This window comes from Runella sp. MFBS21 (genome assembly GCF_029433105.1).
Lineage (GTDB): Bacteria > Bacteroidota > Bacteroidia > Cytophagales > Spirosomataceae > Runella.
In genome coordinates this window covers 1-17,366 of sequence record NZ_JARNTW010000019.1, presented here as the reverse complement: position 1 = coordinate 17,366, position 17,366 = coordinate 1, and the positions used below count along the sequence as shown (strand labels likewise).

At 41.3% G+C, this 17,366-nt stretch carries 16 protein-coding genes; 12 read left to right on the top strand and 4 right to left on the bottom strand.

The genetic code is table 11. The annotated features are described in order from the left end of the window. Positions 1–29: 29 nt before the first annotated feature. On the bottom strand, positions 30–2,477 hold the full coding sequence (locus tag P1X15_RS25295; protein WP_277340928.1) for a penicillin acylase family protein: 2,448 nt from the start codon (positions 2,475–2,477) through the stop codon (positions 30–32). Positions 2,478–2,626: 149 nt separating this feature from the next. On the opposite strand from P1X15_RS25295, the gene P1X15_RS25290 reads away from it, so the two are divergent. The 8 genes from P1X15_RS25290 (at position 2,627) to P1X15_RS25255 (ending at position 9,777) form a co-directional block, all read left to right on the top strand. Next, on the top strand, positions 2,627–3,184 hold the full coding sequence (locus P1X15_RS25290; RefSeq protein ID WP_277340927.1) for an RNA polymerase sigma factor: 558 nt from the start codon (positions 2,627–2,629) through the stop codon (positions 3,182–3,184). Between the two features lie 6 nt (positions 3,185–3,190). Further along, a complete protein-coding gene (locus P1X15_RS25285) occupies positions 3,191–3,838 on the top strand; it encodes an anti-sigma factor (protein ID WP_277340926.1) in 648 nt (215 codons plus the stop codon). A 102-nt stretch (positions 3,839–3,940) separates the two neighbouring features. Continuing rightward, positions 3,941–4,507, top strand: coding sequence for an FHA domain-containing protein (locus P1X15_RS25280; RefSeq protein ID WP_277340925.1), 567 nt, complete (start codon positions 3,941–3,943; stop codon positions 4,505–4,507). Positions 4,508–4,609: 102 nt separating this feature from the next. Beyond that, complete coding sequence (locus P1X15_RS25275) at positions 4,610–5,338, top strand: hypothetical protein (protein ID WP_277340924.1); 729 nt, start codon at positions 4,610–4,612, stop codon at positions 5,336–5,338. A gap of 22 nt (positions 5,339–5,360) precedes the next feature. After that, positions 5,361–5,936 carry an FHA domain-containing protein gene (locus P1X15_RS25270; protein ID WP_277340923.1) on the top strand — a complete coding sequence of 192 codons (576 nt, stop codon included), beginning with the start codon at positions 5,361–5,363 and terminating at the stop codon, positions 5,934–5,936. 11 nt (positions 5,937–5,947) lie between these two features. After that, positions 5,948–6,934, top strand: a complete 987-nt coding sequence (locus P1X15_RS25265) for a PP2C family serine/threonine-protein phosphatase (RefSeq protein WP_277340922.1) — start codon at positions 5,948–5,950, stop codon at positions 6,932–6,934. A gap of 48 nt (positions 6,935–6,982) precedes the next feature. Beyond that, positions 6,983–8,875 (top strand): serine/threonine-protein kinase, encoded by a 1,893-nt coding sequence (locus P1X15_RS25260; protein ID WP_277340921.1) that lies wholly within the window; start codon positions 6,983–6,985, stop codon positions 8,873–8,875. Between the two features lie 11 nt (positions 8,876–8,886). Further along, a complete protein-coding gene (locus P1X15_RS25255; protein ID WP_277340920.1) occupies positions 8,887–9,777 on the top strand; it encodes a caspase family protein in 891 nt (296 codons plus the stop codon). A 3-nt stretch (positions 9,778–9,780) separates the two neighbouring features. Here P1X15_RS25255 and P1X15_RS25250 read toward each other — a convergent pair whose 3' ends face one another. Continuing rightward, a complete protein-coding gene (locus tag P1X15_RS25250) occupies positions 9,781–10,872 on the bottom strand; it encodes an AI-2E family transporter (RefSeq protein WP_277340919.1) in 1,092 nt (363 codons plus the stop codon). A gap of 77 nt (positions 10,873–10,949) precedes the next feature. On the opposite strand from P1X15_RS25250, the gene P1X15_RS25245 reads away from it, so the two are divergent. Further along, positions 10,950–11,804: an SdiA-regulated domain-containing protein gene (locus P1X15_RS25245; protein ID WP_277340918.1), complete on the top strand. Its 855-nt coding sequence runs from the start codon at positions 10,950–10,952 to the stop codon at positions 11,802–11,804. 35 nt (positions 11,805–11,839) lie between these two features. Here the strand turns inward: P1X15_RS25245 and P1X15_RS25240 are convergent, their stop codons facing one another. Next, complete coding sequence (locus P1X15_RS25240) at positions 11,840–13,363, bottom strand: flotillin family protein (RefSeq protein ID WP_277340917.1); 1,524 nt, start codon at positions 13,361–13,363, stop codon at positions 11,840–11,842. 34 nt (positions 13,364–13,397) lie between these two features. After that, on the bottom strand, positions 13,398–13,967 hold the full coding sequence (locus tag P1X15_RS25235) for a serine protease (RefSeq protein WP_277340916.1): 570 nt from the start codon (positions 13,965–13,967) through the stop codon (positions 13,398–13,400). 733 nt (positions 13,968–14,700) lie between these two features. On the opposite strand from P1X15_RS25235, the gene P1X15_RS25230 reads away from it, so the two are divergent. From P1X15_RS25230 to P1X15_RS25220, 3 genes are read left to right on the top strand one after another with little or no spacing between them, the layout of a single operon-like run. Next, a complete protein-coding gene (locus P1X15_RS25230) occupies positions 14,701–15,774 on the top strand; it encodes a DNA cytosine methyltransferase (RefSeq protein ID WP_277340915.1) in 1,074 nt (357 codons plus the stop codon). After that, positions 15,771–16,769, top strand: a complete 999-nt coding sequence (locus tag P1X15_RS25225) for a hypothetical protein (RefSeq protein ID WP_277340914.1) — start codon at positions 15,771–15,773, stop codon at positions 16,767–16,769. Before P1X15_RS25230 ends, P1X15_RS25225 begins: the two co-directional genes overlap by 4 nt. Beyond that, the gene (locus P1X15_RS25220; protein ID WP_277340913.1) at positions 16,762–17,241 is read left to right on the top strand and encodes a hypothetical protein; all 480 of its coding nucleotides are present in this window, start codon (positions 16,762–16,764) and stop codon (positions 17,239–17,241) included. Before P1X15_RS25225 ends, P1X15_RS25220 begins: the two co-directional genes overlap by 8 nt. The last annotated feature ends 125 nt before the right edge of the window (positions 17,242–17,366 follow it).

Genomic DNA, 17,366 nt, shown 5'->3' with positions numbered 1-17,366 from the left:
TGTTCAAGGTTGGATTAAGACACTGTAATTTATTTCTTCAATAAAGTTTCGGCAACGATTTTGGGATGTTTTTCATCTTTTGATTTCAAAAATACCAGCTCATTCAGCTCTCCCTTAGCCCACTTGTCAATCATATTGTCGTAGAAAATACTGCCGGGATTGCCCGATTGGCCTCCTGGATAAAGTCCATATGCTTTAGGCCATGATTTATCAAGTTCCACCACCATTCTCCACGACGGCCCATGCCCCTCTTTGGTAGCATTGACAATATTGCCACCACCGCCATTGTACACGCCTGTTCGAGAAAATGCCGAAAACAAAGGCACTAAATGCTTGATGGTAGTATTTTTAGCAATGCCCCAATTCCAAGTCGCAGGATTGATAGGGCCGTGTTTTGCTGCCAACGAATCAAGCGTTGCTTTGAAAGACGTAATCACAATTTCGTTCGCAGTTTCTACTTTATTAGGCGTACGATTATCGTCAAACCATTTGGCGGTAGGTTGTTTTTGGAGCATAGCCCAAGTACGGTCCCGTGTGGGGAGCAACATCGGCTTTTTGGGATCTTGTGAAGGAAAATCATCTTCCCAGATGGCGAGTCTCAATTCACGTACCCAACGCTCAAAAATCGTAGCACCTATTTGGTCAGGGTCATTTTTGAGGTTCCATTTCGCCAGTATCTCATAACCCTTATTGGATTTCAGGGAAGGGTCGGTAGCCAATATCTTCAACAAATCTGGCAAAATACGCCGTGCCTCAACGTTGAAGTTATCGTTTTGCATCAAGCGGAGACTATCGACGGTGGCTTTTTGCATGGAAGCCAGCATTTCGTTGATGCGAATACCACGCTCGGCAGGTGCAAATTTCCACCCCAAATAATAAGGATACGTGAGGTCGGCAGGAAACTGATTGGCCGAACTGACAAAGCCTCGCTGTGGATTACGTACATAAGGCGTTTGTTCTACGGGAATCCACGCCCGCCAATCGTGCAGGGGATTAGAACCATCCAAAATGAATTTGCCTTGCTCTTTCCATTTCAATGGCAAATGTCCCGCCGAAGTAATCGCTATGTCGTTTTGGTTGCTTGCAAAAACCACGTTAAAAGCAGGCGAAGCCAAAAATGGCAAAATCGCTCGATAATCTTCGTAATTTTTGCCACGATTGATGAGATAAAGAGCTTTTAAAGAATTGCCCTGAGCCACTGGCCCTACCCACGTAAGCGCATGACCTACGGGTGTATCATTAAAAAAGGGCTTTTGGCCTTCATCATACATGATAGGCCCATGATGCGTATAATGTACTGTATCGTGAAGAATACTGGCCGAGCCTTTTACTTTGAATTCATTGATTTTGGCGGTAACGGGGCGCCATCCTCCGTCGTATTGATATTCTTTGCGGGAAGCATCTTTGAATTTAATTTGGTAAAAATCAAAGACATCCGAACCTACGTTGGTCATTCCCCAAGCAATATCTTTGTTGAAACCAATCCCAATACCCGGCCAACCCGGTACGCATACCCCATATACATTGACACTAGGAGAAACCAGCTGCATCTGATACCAAATAGAAGGCAGCGACAGCCCCAAATGAGGGTCGTTGGCGAGAAGAGGCAGTCCCGTAGCGGTTCGTGAACCATGAACCGCCCAGTTGTTGGAGCCTATGCCGGGGTTTTCGGCTTCAATAGAAAGCCGTGTGTTTACTGAAGCTTGGAGCATTTCGGGGACTTTGGGAACGGCTACTGGCACAAAATCCCATTTAGTTCCCACCGGAACCACAGGCGACTCTTCTACGGGATAGTCCGGAAATACATCATCAATAGTGGCTTTGCCGTATTTCGAAAGTGCATTTGACATCATATAATCGTCAGAGCGTGCATTCATATCCTTACGCATCACCATCTCCACAAGAGCCGTTTTCAGGGGAGACCATGCCTCGGGCTTATAGCCCAGTATCTTGTATTCGATGGCATAGTCTTTATAAGTAAGTTGGTCGATGTAGGCGTTTACCCCAGCTGCATACGATTCAGCAATCATCTTGGAGGTGGGGTCATGCATGAGGGCTTCTGCAATTTTTTCGGCGCCTTCGGGGAGTTGTAGTCGGCGATTATATTTGTCAAAATCCAAGGCCAAAGGCCCCATTACTTCGCTCAATCGTCCGGCTGCCACTCGGCTGTAAAAATCCATTTGCCAGAGTCGATCTTGGGCCAATACATATCCTTGGGCAAAGTATAAATCTTCATCATTTTGGGCAAAAATATGCGGCACCCCATTGTCATCATATTTGACAATAACCTCATTTTTCAACCCAGTGAGGGTGAGTTGAGAAGGTGCGCTTTTGTTGTGACTTTCAGCATTTTGCCAAAAACCCGAAAAGGGATTGAAAAACGGACCTAAAGCCGGTGCAGGACCTAGGGGGCGATTTAGTACAAAAAGTAATCCAGCTACTACCGCCAAACTCAATAAAGCACGTAAGTATTTCATCAAAAAGTTAGGAAAGGATTTTAGTATTTTATTACGAAAAAATAGGCTTTAAAGCGTGCAATTTAGAATAAAACTAAAAGGGGTTTTATTCTGAACCCAAAAAATTATTTAAATTGGAAGTGACATTTTATTATTTCTTCGATTCAAAAATGAATACAGGATCAAAATTTTCCGACAAAAACCTAATTCAAGCTCTAAAAGCAGGAGATGAAAAAGCTTTGGGGGTGTTTTATCGTGAAAATTTTGGAAAAATAGCCCATTTAGTATTGAAAAACAATGGTACTAACGAAGATGCCAAAGATATCTATCAGGAAGGAATGATAGAAGTAATCACCCAAGTAAGGGCTGGTAAACTGGATGTCCTAACGAGCAAACTTTCTACTTATTTGTATGCAGTATGTCATCATAAATGGATAGATAAACTACGCCAACAAAACAAGGTAGCTGACCTGACATGGGAGTTGGAAGAAGCGGTAGTGATATTAGAAGAAGAACCTTACGAACGAGCCTTGGAAGTAGTAATGAGTCAAGTTGGCCAGAAGTGTCAAGAATTATTACACGCTTTTTATTACGAAAAATTACCGATGAGTCAGATTGCGTGGCGGTTGGGATTTAAAGATGATAATTCGGCCAAAAGCCAGAAAAACAAATGTATGGACAAAGCTCGCGAGTTGGCTAAAGAAATCTTGAGAACATTTAATCGCTAAAATGCCATGATAAATGATGAAAATAGAACAGAGCAGATTGATCGGTATTTAGATGAGGAAATGATGCCTGCTGAAAAGGCAACTTTTGAAAAACTTATCAATGAAAAGCAAGAGTTGCGCCGCGAAGTAGAAGCCCAAAAAGCGATAAGAGCTTACTTGAATAAGCAAGGTGAAAAGGCTGAATTACGACGCCTTATGGAAGACTTTCATCAATCAATAAACCAGTCTCAAAGAGAGGAGTTGAAGCAAACCAAAAAAATAGATTGGACTTATTGGGCAGTAGCTGCTTCTATTGGATTGGCGATTGTGAGTACTTGGCTGATAGTAAAAGAAAACAACTTACCTTCTGACAAAACCGAAATAAGAACTGGTAACCAAACTGAGGTGTTTGCTATTACGATGCTGGTATGGGAAACCAAAAATGATAAACGCATCAAAAAACAAGAAACAAAAATAAATACTGTTATCATCAACGACCTCACGCACCGCTTTCATTATCGATTTACGAATACCTTAGAATTGTACTGGAACCCTCTTCCTAAACCACGTCCCCAAATTAGTTTGGAATATGACAACGACACTCGTCGCTATAAGCTGTGGATAGACAAACGCCCTTATTTTATCCAAAAAACAGACAGTATCTTACCTTTATGATAGCAATATAGTTAGTGGTAACTATTGCCCTACTTTCTGATAATCAATACCTTCGCTGATAGTATGTCAGGGCAAAATATTTGCCATTCGTTCCAATAGTTTATGAAAACTCAAACGCTTCGGATTGGCCGTAAGCCCGACAATGATATTGTAATTGATGACCCTAGCGTGAGTGGGTATCATGCTGTAGCTACATTACAACCCTCTGGACAATGGCTCTTAGAAGATAATCATTCGACTAATGGGACTTTTATAGATGATTTGCGCGTCCGAAAAGCGATGATAAATCTCAAGTCCGCAATCATCATCGGAAAAGTCCACTTCGACGTTGCCAGACTCTTTCGATTTCATAAAGATGCCGATGATTTTAGGACTGAGTTTGAGGCACTCAAGCCAGTGTGGGAAGAAATTGAACAAACCAAAAAGACGATTGCTCAAAAACAGAAAAATGCTGATTTGGTACAAGCTTTACCTTATGTGGGGAGGCTGATTGTAGTAGCCTTTGAAAATCAATTTGAGGTCAATCTCTATCGCGAAAAGTTGAAGAATATATTTCGTAAATGGGTTTGCCCCAAATGTCAACAGCCATTGAGGGATTATGATTGGTTGTCGTGGGATGACTGCGAACGTCTCAAAAACTGTCCTCGGTGTAAGGCTAAATGGTTTTGAAAAAAAATAAAAAAAATTGGGTGACCTTCGGTAGGAGCATACGATAAAGAGGTAGAAGTGTCAGAAAGTGATTTATCCAAACAATTTAAAAACCTTACAACCATGTCAGAGCAAACACACATCCTAGACAGCGTAGCCATCAACACGGCCTCTTCAAAACCTACCAAACCTACCGCCACCGTCATAGGCGGAGCTATCGCCACTGGCTTGGGGGCCGTCGCTATTGACGCCTATGCCGAAGAATCTTCTACTGTGGAAGAAACTCAAAATGATACACCTCTTACATCTACCGATACCTCCGCTGTAGTAGAAGAGTCAGTATCTACGCCTTCAGACAGTACCACCACTACCACACCCTCCTCTTCTCCTCCTGTAAGTACCCTTGTCACGCTCATCCCAGACCATATTACGGTGGCCAATGCACCCGACCACTTGAGTTTTGGAGAAGCCTTCCAATTAGCGCGTCAAGATTTTGGGGCAGGGGCCTTGTTTGAATGGCGAGGAAATCTATATCATACTTATCATGCCGACGAATATGCTGCTTTATCTTCTGATGTAAAACAGCTTCACCAAGCGTTGTGGATTGCCGAATATTCACCCCTCAATCCCAACGGTATTGTTCCTGATGCGGAAGGACAGTTTGTGGTGATGAATATATCTCAATCCCCAACCGATGAACTTCCTACCGATATGTCAAGCCCTGATTCTAGTTATGTCCCTTCTTCTGCCCCAGAAGAGTATGTCTACAATACCGAAGAAATAGCGGAAGATGAATATGACAACGACTATGACGGTATTGAGGATTTTATGAATCCTGAAGATTTGGCCTAGCAACTCCGAAGCATTTATATCCATGATAGTCACTTGCCCTTCGTGTAATGCGAGACTGCGTTTTAATGAAAAGGCGTTATCATCCGACAACCCTTCCATTCAGTGCGTTCGTTGTCAGGAATTAATTCCAATCGTTCTCCCGTCAGGCTCTGCTCCCGATTTTGAGGAGCAGACCTTGATTCACCACCCTACCGAAGTCGGGTGGATTATAGTACATGATGAATATACCGAAGTCCAGACATTGCCTTTAACATTAGGGCTTCAGACCATTGGTCGAGCGTCGGTTTCTAAGCCATGCGAGGTCATGATTCAGACCCAAGACCGTTATATGAGCCGTCAACATCTGACGATAGAAGTTGTAAAAACCAAAGAGGGAAGCTATAAGTATTGGCTTTCTGAACACCCCAGCTGTACCAATCCTACTTTTATAAATACCCACCCCCTCCAAAAAAGTACAACCCTTGAGATTATTGACGGTGCTACCCTTCAATTGGGTAAAACCAAAGTAGTCCTCAAAACCTTAAGTACCGCTCAAAATGCCCGTAAAGCAACGGAGGAAGTAGCTCATTCTGATTATCTACAAACCGTTCTATTCTAATTTTTTTGGATATGAAGATTTTATTAGCTCCTCCATTTGGGTTGCATGAACAAGGCCAACGCGCCAACAATGAAGATAATCTTTACCCTTTGTTGGATAAAGTTTCGAATTCGGACACCCTCTTTTTGGTGTGTGATGGAGTTGGCGGCATCGACCAAGGAGAAATCGCGAGTGCTATTGTCACTCAGGCAATAAGTAAATATATCTTAAATAACAAGGCCCTAACGCCTTTACCCCAAATCATATACGAAGCAGTAGCTCATGCAGAAGCCCAGCTTCAAACTCACCAACAAATAGAACCCTCCACCCAAGGTATGGCTACTACTTTGGCGTTATTGTTTTTGACCGATTTTGGAGCTACCATAGCTCACATCGGAGATAGCCGAGTGTATCATATCCGAAACGGGGTGATATTGTGGCAGACCCAAGATCATAGTTATGTCAACGAGCTTGTCAAATTGGGTATCATCACTTCTGGGGAAGCCCAGAACCACCCCAAACGCAATATCATCACACGCGCCTTACAAGGAAGCCAAAGCAGTGTGTTGCCCGATATACATCAAATCGAAGAGATTGATGCGGGAGATTATTTTTTGTTGTGTACAGACGGAGTTTTGGAATCCTTCTCAGAAGCAGAACTCTTGGATATTGTTGGCAGTTCTCAATCCGACTCTCAAAAAATCGCCCATATTAGAGCAAAATGCCAGGTTCATAGTCGCGACAATTTTACGGCCTATCTTATCCCTATCCGTTCGGTTGAGCATTTGGCGGTGCAGCTTTTGTCTTCAGTACCTCCACCACGTCCTTCTCCTCAGCCTCTTGTCAGACAATGGATAATGGCCTTGGGAATAACAGCTTTGGTGCTTTTGGGGACTGTGGCTTGGTTACTGTGGTCTAAAAACAATTCTCCACACAAGGTTAAGATTACGTCTTCCCCTGCAGCGATTGAAAACCCTCTGCCGCCTAAAATAAAGGAAAAAATCAAAAAAATAGAGTGACCTAAGGGGAGTGAAAACGATAAAGAGTCAAATAAAACCTACAAAATCATGATGACTTACGATACATTTTTAAAACGCTACGAATTTGACACCCAAGACAAACGTGCCTTATTGGGAACAGGTGGATTTGCCTCGGTTTATAAAGCGTATGATACGGTTCAGAAGCGTCATGTGGCTATTAAAGTAGCTGAGGTAAAACACGAGAAATTTAATTTACAACACGAAAAACAACTTGTAGATGAGCTTGATTCGCACGAAAACATTGTTCGTTATGGCAACTGTTATCGATTTCAGTTCATGCCTCTTCGTTATGATTTTGCTATCTTGAAATATTATGAAGATGGCAATCTCAACGATGTTTTGAAAAAATATAATTTGACGCTTCCCCAAAAACACCAGATTATTAAGGGAATTTTGGAAGGAGTGGCGCATCTTCATCGGCACCATATTATCCATCGGGATCTAAAACCCCAAAATATTCTGATGGAGCGCCAAGCTAAAGGATGGATTCCTAAACTAACCGACTTTGGGTTGAGTAAACTTTCTGGTACCGATACTCATTCCATCGAAAACTCTGCCATTGGGCTTTCGATTGCCTATGCGGCACCTGAGCAAATACAAGCCCGCGACATTCGTCCCAACGTAGATTTGTGGGCAGTGGGGGTATGTGCCTATCATTTGTTAGTCGGCGAATTGCCCTTTGATGCTTCTCGTACCATAAGTCAAGAAAGCTGGAATATCGAAATCAGTAAATTGATTGTAAGTGGGCAGATTCCCGCTAAAATCAACACTGTACCCGAACCTTATCGTACGCTTATCAAAAAATGTTTGACCGTTGACAACGCAAAACGGCCTCAAAAGGCAGAAGAACTGCTCAAGTTGCTAGATGAAGAGACAAAAATAGAGAAAGTAGAGGACGAGCAAACAAAGCGTGTAGAGCACGATTTGAGTATAAAAGAAATGTTGGAAAAAGGGAATACTCATTTTGAAGCCTCCTTGAGTATGGTTGGTTTTTTGAAAGAGCAATCCTTGAAAGAAGCCGTCAAATACTACGAAGAAGTCCTGAAAATAGATGCCCAACATACCGAAGCCAAGAGAAAGCTAGAGAAGTGCCGGGCGGAACTGTTGGCTCCTGCTCTCCCTTTTAAAAAAAATAATTTCAAACGATATAGGGCTGTAACAGCAGTGATAGGCTTCATTCTGATTGGGTTCTATTATTGGAATTGGTACACCACTGGCAAAGAAGACATGAAATGGGTAAAAGCAACTTTTTATTCAACCATCCGATACGAAGACACAGCCAGGGTATATAAAGAAATGTTTTTGCGGATGGACAAGTACGCCAATACATGGCTTATGGACGATACCACCAACTATGCCTTAGGGCTATACTATGAAGAAGGAAGAGGCGGGGCTATCGCTAATATCGATAAAGCGATTGATTTTTATGAGAAGGTAGATGACTCCTATCCAGATGCTAATTATAGAATTGGGTGTATTTTTTTTAAAGGACTTGGCAACAAAATGCCAGATTCTGAAAAAGCTAAGAAGTATTTTGAGTTAGCTGCCAACAATGGGGTCGTTATTGCCAATAATTTCCTTGGTCTGATATACCTTGAAGGTAATCACAAAGATTTTAAACTTGCTAAAAAGTACTTTGAAACGGCTTCTAGTAAAAATGAAAAATGGGGACACTATAATTTAGGCTATATCTATGAACATGGATATGGCGTTACGGCAAGCCCTAGCCAAGCGGCTTATTATTATGAATTAGCAGCCAAACAAGGCATCTCAGACGCCCGAACTGCCTTAGCCCGAGTCCGACCTACTTCTTCTCCTTCTTATAGTTCTTATAATAAACCCAAAACCTCCGCTCAAAAACAACCGTTTGCGGCCTTGGATGGCTGGAATACTATTAATTCTTTATTGAGAAAACGTTAAATCCAAAATCCATGAACACCTTGAAAAGCATTTTCATTTTTGTAATAGTAGCCAGCGGAATTTACTTAGGCTATAAAGGGCTCAAATCGGCTATCGCTAGCGATACAACTTATAAAGGGGAGGGTCAAACCTACGCAGTAATTGTAGGGGTATCTGATTACCAATATTTTAACTCAAGACCATCGGTAGTATTACCCACCGATCCCAATACTTATGATTTGGAATATTGCGACGACGACGCCAATCTATTCTATGATTTTTTGAGGAGCCCACAAGGAGGAAGCGTCCCCCCCGAAAATATCGCCAAACTGCTAGATAGCCAAGCTACTAAAGCCAATATAATAGCTCAGATGCGAAGCTTGTTTAGCAAGTCTACCCCCAACGACCGTGTTATTTTTTATTTTACAGGTCATGGTACTTATCAAGTTTTATGTCCGCACGATATGGATTCAGATGCTTCGAGTCTTCTGGAATACAATGCTATTGCAAGAGCGTTTCGGGAATGTCGTGCTAAGGACAGGTTTTTTATAGCAGATGCTTGTAATACAGGGAGTATGAAAGTCCACAGCGATACGCATGGTAGTCCTGCCAATACCTCACCAACCGACAAAAACATAGTAGCTTTTATGGCCTCTAAAGCCAATCAAAGCTCGCGCGAAAACCAACGGATTGGTCATGGGTATTTTACTTATTATTTGGACAAGGGTGCGCGAGGTGAGGCCGACAGCGACAAAAACGGGGTTGTGACCATCAAAGAATTGTATAGTTTTGTGAGAGCCAATGTGATGAACATAACGGGCGCAAAAATGACGCAAAAAATGGAAAAAGACTATCAAACCCCCGTTATCTTCGGGAAGTTTTCGGATAGCTTGCCATTTTCTTACAGTGTAGCTACTCAATAGTTTTTATTCTTCTGTCAGATTTGGAATTTTGATTTTGATAGGTTTGCCATCTTCCGCTTCTCCAAGCAAATACCCAAAAGGTTTGAGTGGCTCGATAGAATCAAAAATTACTTTTACAATAGCCGTGGCAGGAAGGGCTAAAATCAATCCAGATACTCCCCATAGTTGACCCCCCAAAATCAAAACAATCATAGAAGCAAGGGGGTTAACACTCACTTTAGATCCTACGATATAAGGGGTAATGAAATTGCCTTCCAAAACCTGAATAACCCCAAACACAGCCAATACGCCCAGCGAATACATCGGAGAGTCAAGCGCTACGAGTGCCATCAGCGCAGGAAGCAAAGAACCAATCAACAATCCTATGTAGGGAATCAAGAGTAAACAGGAGGCAAAAAAACCAAAAAATATGGCATGAGGAACCCCAAGTAGCAACAACCCTGCTGAGTTGAGTACACCCACAATCAAAATCACCGATACTAATCCTACCAAATATCCTTGTACAACGGCGTAAATCCGTTTGATGGCTTGGTCGACCCGCCTTTTGTGACGACTATCGAAGACTTTGTAAAAAAACTGTCGAAAGAAATCTCGATAAAGTAAAAAGAAAAATACAAACAAAGGCACCAACGCCGCAGACGCCAAGGTACCAGTCGTAGTAGCGACGGCACCTGTGAGGATAGAGGCGCTATTTTTGAGAGCTTCGGTCAGATATTTACGACCTTCGGTGAGCTGTTTGCGGCGGCTCATTCCAAAATTGTCCGACAAAAAATCTTGTCCCTGGTCTATCCAGTAATTCGCTTTTTTCTCTAACCGAGGAAGTTCTTCGCCAAAACTGATAATTTGGATAGAAGCGACATAAATAAGTCCCATCAATACCGCAAAGAAAAGCACCTGAGCAATCGTAATTGCCAAAATCCTCGGAAAACGCCAACTCTCTAAAAATGCACAAATAGGATACAGCAACACCGCAAACAAGACCGAGAAAGTCAAGGGAACCAATGTTTCGCGGAGCATGTACAGAATGTAGACGATAAGAATCGCAGAAAGTAGCCAAGCGGCTAATCGTACAGAAAAAGAATAGGACTTTTGCATTGATTTAGGGAAAACTCACAAATAGCACGAAAATTTAGAAATAAAACTAACGGTAAAAAACACAACAATCAAAATAAATGATGCAACAACTTTTGTGGTGGGCTTTTACGCTCCGAATTGCCTTGTGCGATTGTCATAATGAAAGAGCTAATGAAGGATTTAAAAGAGGAAAAAGTTTGTATAAAGTATCTCAACTCGGCCAGCTTCCTGAGCATATTCGAGAAACTTCAGGATTGGTTTTGGGAAAAACACCGAACACCTTCTGGACTCATAATGATAGCGGTAATCCACCTGAACTATATGAAGTTACTCAAAAAGGAGAAGTGATTTCGACTTTAAAATTGCCTCATCTCAAAAACACCGATTGGGAAGATTTGGCCAAAGACGACCGAGGTAATTTTTATATCGCCGATATAGGAAACAATCAAAATCGACGTCAAGATTTACAGATTTATAAAGTGAATCAGCAAGACGCTCAATTGACCGAAACGATTCGATTGAAGTATGCCGACCAAAAGACCTATCCACCAGTGCCCAATGATCGTAATTTTGATTGTGAAGCCGTGACTTGGCATCAAGGTAGCCTTTACTTGTTTTCTAAAAACCGTAGTAAAACCAATCGTTTTGTAAAACTTTATGCAGTTTCTGACACAGCAGGAAACTATGAAATAGCTCCCAGAGATAGCGTTTACAGCAAAGCGATGGTGACAGCGGCGGATATAAGTCCTGATGGAAAAACGTTGGCCTTACTTACGTATGGTAAAGTGTTACTGTTTGATATAAGTGAAGGAGTTAATTTCCAAAAACCACTTTTATGTATTAAAGTGGCGAAAGGCCAAACCGAGGCTCTGGCTTTTGTGAATGCTACTGATTTTGTGATTACAAACGAAGGCAAAGGGAAAGTATACTTGGTGAAGAAAAAGAAAAACTAACGCGCCAACAGTCTTGGCGCGTTAGACCTTAGACGTTATGATTTTTTTTCAGGGGGCAGCGAAAGGGTCTGGTTCGGGTCATTGCCTTTGAGGTACTCAGGTAAGTTAAGGCCCGCCATGTTGAAAAGGTCGTTGAGAGGAGGAACCGACTTCATCATCCCTGAGATAAAATTGGCCGTGGTAGAGCCATCTGCGCCTCCACCGGCATTGTCCCAAACGGTCACTTTGTCAATCTTGATATTTTTCACGGCTTCTACCTGAATCTTCACAAGCTCAGGAAGTTTCTCAATCAACAACAATTGGAAAGCTTTAGAAGGGTCACCACCCGCCGCTTGTACTACGTCTTTGTAACCTTCGGCTTGTTTGGTCAGGATTTCGTATAAACCTTTCGCTTCGGCTTCCATTTTGGCATAGATAGCATCGGCTTCCCCTTTGGCTCTTTCGCGGATTCGTTCGGCTTCGGCTTGTGCTTCGATGATGGCGCGTTGCTTGGCTACTTCGGCTGGTACAATGGTATTGGCCAATTGCGACGAGCGTTCTCTTTCGGCACGGGCGGCTTCGGCTTTTTGTTCGGCCAAATATGATTCTTCAAGTGCCCTCGCTTGCTGTACTTTTTCGGCGGCATTGGCACGTTTGTTGGCTTCGGCTTCGCGCTCGCGGCGGAGTGCTTCGGAGTTTGCGATGGTGATTTTGGCTTCGTTTTCACCCTGAACGGCCAATGAGTTGGCTTCCGAAATTTTGATACGCGTATCTTTTTCGGCCTCTGCTTTCCCGATAGCCTCGTCTCGCAAGGTAGCAGCGATTACGATTTCGCGGTCTTTTTTTGTTTGGGCGATTTGAATATCGCGTTCACGTTGGGTTTCGGCAATGCGCGTATCACGGTCACGGTCGGCGGAGGCTTTTCCGATTTCCCCAATTTTTTCTTGCTCTGCTACGCTGATTTTGGCTTCGTTGATGGCTTTGGCCGCTGCCTCTTTTCCCAAAGCTTCGATGTAGCCCGATTCGTCGCGAAGGTCAGTGACGTTGACGTTGATTAGTTTTAAGCCTATTTTTTTCAATTCGGCTTCTACGTTTTGGGTGATATTGGTCAAAAACTTATCACGGTCAGAGTTGATTTCTTCGATAGTCATGGTCGCAATCACCAAACGTAGCTGACCAAACAAAATATCTTTGGCGAGTTCTTGGATGTCTTGCATCGAGAGACCTAAGAGGCGCTCGGCGGCATTGTTCATGCTGTCGGCCTCGGTCGAAATCGCCACCGTAAACCGACAAGGCACGTCGATACGGATATTTTGGCGGCTGAGGGCATTGGTCAAATTGGCTTCGATAGAAATAGGCTTTAAATCCAAAAAAGCATAATCTTGAATCACAGGCCATACAAAAGCTCCACCCCCGTGGATACAGCGCGCCGAAGAAGTCGAACCGTCTTTGTCAGTACCAGTGCGGCCATAGATGACCAATATTTTGTCAGAAGGGCAACGCTTATAGCGTGCCAAAAGCGCAGCGATAGTGGCAAAAATCACCACCGCAATCACGGCAATTGTAATCAAAGGACTCATAAGGAATACTTAGTTTTAGGGTTTATAGATAATTTTAAATTTTTTCGACCAGCAGTGTTCCAGCCGCAGTAGTTCCGATGATTTTTACCGACGCACCCGTAGGGATAGCAAAGTCTTGCAATGTAACGGCATCCAGTTCGCGAAGGGTGTTTTGGATGCTAATATGCACTTTGCCATGACTCTTTTGTTGGGCAGGAATGGTAAGATATACTTGTGCTGTTTTGCCGATGGCATTATCAAGACGCATCGTATTGTCTTGGTTGAGACGTCGGATTTGTTTGATGATAAAAAAGAACAGTATCACTAAGCCTATGCCCACTCCGCAAGAGACCACCACCAAAAGAGGTTTATTGGGAATAAGTTCATAAAAGCCCAGCCCCGTCCACCCAAATCCCAATAGAAAATGGATGAGATTGCGGAAGGTAAAAAGCTGAAAAGGTCCGCTTGTATGCGACAAGTCGCCGTCAAAGTCCGCATCCAAGCCATCGGAAGCGTCGCTACCTACAAATGTCATGATGGTTTGAATCAAGAAAATGAGCGTAGCGGGCAAAGTAATGTACCAAAGCCCCTTTACGAAAGGTTCGGCGTTTTCTATAAAATCCATGAATAAGCTGCTAATGCAGTAGTTAAAGGTTAGAGGATAAGATCAAAATTAACAATACAAAGTTAAGACGGCTAATCCCAAGGAAAGTAGTGATTTTAAGGTAGTGCCTTGTAATTTCGTGACGGCGCCTTGTAGAAGTGTGATGAGTGGTGAGGTAATGATTCCTAAAATCTCTTCCTCAAGCTAACTATCAAAAGATTGTGAAGTGGTTAGAAGGATAAGGTGAGTTGGTTTTCCTAAAATCTCCGATGAGCCGAAGCGTTAATTGGCGTTCTAACCTATCCAACCATGAAAATTGAAAGTCAAATTTACAATTTTCATGGTTGTGAGCTAAGTGGGTTGTTTAATCTTAGCTAAGGTTTGATAAAATGCTTCTTTGGGGCTAGATTCAAATACGTTCTTTCTCCAAAAACCACTTCAAATAATCCTCTAATCAAGCGGCTAAGAAGTAGGGGAGATTGAGGAGGCGATAGCTATTTTTAGTTGGTTTTTGTAACTGATTGTATATCAGGGTTTTGTTTTGATAGGTAAGATGTTTTGCCCAGTAGCGTGTAGGGGAGGTTATGGTAGGTATGAGTTGGGTTGGAGCAGGAAACTGTGAGAGGTGATTATAAGATATTTTGTGGTAAATGCTTGATTTTTAGTATTTTGGAAAATATTTAAACAATATATTCTTGTTGTTAGTAGATTTTGCCAAATTAGCACATTGAAATGATGTTGTAAATTTTCTTTGATGGCTAATAAAATTATAGGTATTGACTTGTTTTCTGGGGCAGGAGGTATGTCGTTAGGGGCGCTTGAAGCAGGTGTTGACGTGAAATTAGCAGTTGAAAATGATATACACGCTTGTACTACTTATCGTCATAATTTATCCCAGACAATCGTATTCGATAAAGATATACGTGCTTTGAATACGGTTCCTCTTAAAATCTCTTCAAAATCAGACATTGTATTATTTGGCGGCCCTCCTTGCCAAGGATTCTCTACCTCTAATCAAAAGACTCGAAACTTAAAAAATGATAATAACTGGCTCTTTGAGCAGTTTATAAGAATTGTTAGACTTTTAAAGCCTGCCCCAAAATGGGTGGTCTTTGAAAATGTTAAAGGCTTTTCCGAAACGGAGAGTGGTCTTTTTTTAGAAAAAGTAGTCGCCGACTTAGAAAGTCTTGGATATAAAGTATCATGTGCCAAATTAAATGCAGTTGATTTTGGAGTACCTCAAAAACGGACACGCTTTTTTATAGTAGGAAGCATTGATGGAATCGAATTTGAGTTTCCAACACCGACACATTTAACCATTAACACAGTTAAAGATGCCTTAGATGATTTACCAATTTTGAAAGTAGGTGCAAGTGAAAATTGGCAAAACTATCGAAAAGACCCCTCTTCGCCTTATGCTAATCAATTAAGAGGTAATCTTGAAAAGTCTGCTAATCATCAAGTTACCAGAAATTCAGAATTAGTAGTAAAAAGGTATAAGTATATCCCACAGGGAGGTAATTGGCAAAACATTCCTGCCGAACTAATGAATAACTACAAAGACTTTACTCGTTGTCATACAGGTATTTATCATCGTTTGCGTGAAGATACACCCTCTATTGTTATTGGTAATTATCGAAAAAATATGTTAATTCATCCAACACAGGATAGAGGGTTATCAGTAAGGGAAGCCGCTCGGTTACAATCTTTCCCTGATTGGTTCGAGTTTAAAGGCAGTATCGGATTTCAACAACAGCAGGTAGGCAATGCTGTACCACCACTTTTAGCAAAAGCAGTTTTTTCAAAAATTACAGAATATATAAAATGAGTTGGATTGAAAATGACTTTGAAAAAAAAATCAAAGAGAAGCTTTATACTCAATTTGATGAAATAAAAGGAGACGAATATTACGTAAGGTATAAGGAAGTTCGTAACAAGCTTATTAAAGATATTTATCCTGAGAATGCTGCTGCTGCTCCTAATTTATCGAGGCATGACCCCAGTCATATAGCTGATGTTATGAATAGTATACATAGAGTGATCGGTGATAAATATGGTTATTTGACAGGAATGGACTTATATTTTTTAGGTTTAATTGTGCTGTTCCATGATAGTGGAATTATTAAAGGTCGTAAAGAACATCATGTTCGATCAAGAATTAAGCATATTTACGATTCTATGCAAACTGAAGACAGAGCAAGATATAAACAAGAACGAAGACTTGTTCTGCGCGCAGCCTCTGCACATAGTAGCAGTGGAAAAGAAGGTCGTGATGCAGACACTATGCAACCATTGCCAGTAAATGATGGGATAGATGGTAATGATGTAAAAGTGAGAGAAATGGCTGTTTTACTGAGATTTGCTGATGAGTTGTCAGAGGGTCCACATAGAACATCCCTTTATAAATTGAATAACGGATTGTATGATGAAGAAAGTAAAATATATCATCAATATGCAAGTATTACGCATGTGCATATTGATAGAGGAAGCAATAGCATAAAGTTAACTTATAATATTGATTTTAAAGACAATAATAGCTTGAGAGAACTTTTAGAGTTTACATACGAGCGTATTCATAAACTTGATCAGGAAAGAAAATTTGCAAGACATTATAGCACTATATGTGATGTCTTTAAAGAAACGAAAGTGGTAATAAATATTGAACATGGAGAAGGAGAATTAACAATTGATAATTGTACTTTAACTGATTTAGTAATCCCAGGCGATTCGCATAAACCATTACAAGAACTGTTCAGGGATTATGATATTGACCAAATAATTGCAAAAATAAATTCAGAACAACGATCTTTGGAAAATGCGTAACCCTTTCGCATATGACGCAGCAAATAATCTATCTAGTGTTGATATATTAGATTATTATATAGAAGATCATAACTTCTCTCGCTTCATCGTTTCTCCTCGGAATATTTTTTTGACAGGAGAAAGAGGAACAGGGAAAACCATGACTTTATTGTATTATTCAGCAAAAATCGAATATTTAAAAGCCCAAAAAGAAAGTAAAAAATTTGATTTTCGCAATATTGGTATACATATCCCTTGTAAGACTCCACTGATTTATAAACAAGAATATGAGTTGCTCAATGACTTTAAAGCCTACTTGGTGAGCGAGCACTACCTGACATTATATATTGTGAAAGAGCTTGTTACAAATTTACATGAAATAAGAGAAATTGAAGAAGCTTTTTTGGGATATAATGAACATTTAAAGAGTGATTTTGAATATTTAACAGGAGAAAGCCTTTATCCTAATAAATCTTTTTTAGAGTCTATTTGAGATTGTAAACTAAACTGTGTCACCCCAAATTGAATCAAAGGGGGAAAATAAGTAACTTAGTTTTAACTTATAGACACAATGAAAACTGACGAATCCTTTAATTTCGAGCGCTTCAAGGAAGAAGC

Coding starts and splice junctions, on each gene's coding strand:
- P1X15_RS25220 (WP_277340913.1), top strand. CDS start 16,762: ATGCGTAACCCTTTCGCATATGACGCAGCAAATAATCTATCTAGTGTT.
- P1X15_RS25245 (WP_277340918.1), top strand. CDS start 10,950: ATGATGCAACAACTTTTGTGGTGGGCTTTTACGCTCCGAATTGCCTTG.
- P1X15_RS25225 (WP_277340914.1), top strand. CDS start 15,771: ATGAGTTGGATTGAAAATGACTTTGAAAAAAAAATCAAAGAGAAGCTT.
- P1X15_RS25290 (WP_277340927.1), top strand. CDS start 2,627: ATGAATACAGGATCAAAATTTTCCGACAAAAACCTAATTCAAGCTCTA.
- P1X15_RS25240 (WP_277340917.1), bottom strand. CDS start 13,363: ATGAGTCCTTTGATTACAATTGCCGTGATTGCGGTGGTGATTTTTGCC.
- P1X15_RS25235 (WP_277340916.1), bottom strand. CDS start 13,967: ATGGATTTTATAGAAAACGCCGAACCTTTCGTAAAGGGGCTTTGGTAC.
- P1X15_RS25230 (WP_277340915.1), top strand. CDS start 14,701: ATGGCTAATAAAATTATAGGTATTGACTTGTTTTCTGGGGCAGGAGGT.
- P1X15_RS25270 (WP_277340923.1), top strand. CDS start 5,361: ATGATAGTCACTTGCCCTTCGTGTAATGCGAGACTGCGTTTTAATGAA.
- P1X15_RS25295 (WP_277340928.1), bottom strand. CDS start 2,477: ATGAAATACTTACGTGCTTTATTGAGTTTGGCGGTAGTAGCTGGATTA.
- P1X15_RS25250 (WP_277340919.1), bottom strand. CDS start 10,872: ATGCAAAAGTCCTATTCTTTTTCTGTACGATTAGCCGCTTGGCTACTT.
- P1X15_RS25285 (WP_277340926.1), top strand. CDS start 3,191: ATGATAAATGATGAAAATAGAACAGAGCAGATTGATCGGTATTTAGAT.
- P1X15_RS25265 (WP_277340922.1), top strand. CDS start 5,948: ATGAAGATTTTATTAGCTCCTCCATTTGGGTTGCATGAACAAGGCCAA.
- P1X15_RS25255 (WP_277340920.1), top strand. CDS start 8,887: ATGAACACCTTGAAAAGCATTTTCATTTTTGTAATAGTAGCCAGCGGA.
- P1X15_RS25260 (WP_277340921.1), top strand. CDS start 6,983: ATGATGACTTACGATACATTTTTAAAACGCTACGAATTTGACACCCAA.
- P1X15_RS25280 (WP_277340925.1), top strand. CDS start 3,941: ATGAAAACTCAAACGCTTCGGATTGGCCGTAAGCCCGACAATGATATT.
- P1X15_RS25275 (WP_277340924.1), top strand. CDS start 4,610: ATGTCAGAGCAAACACACATCCTAGACAGCGTAGCCATCAACACGGCC.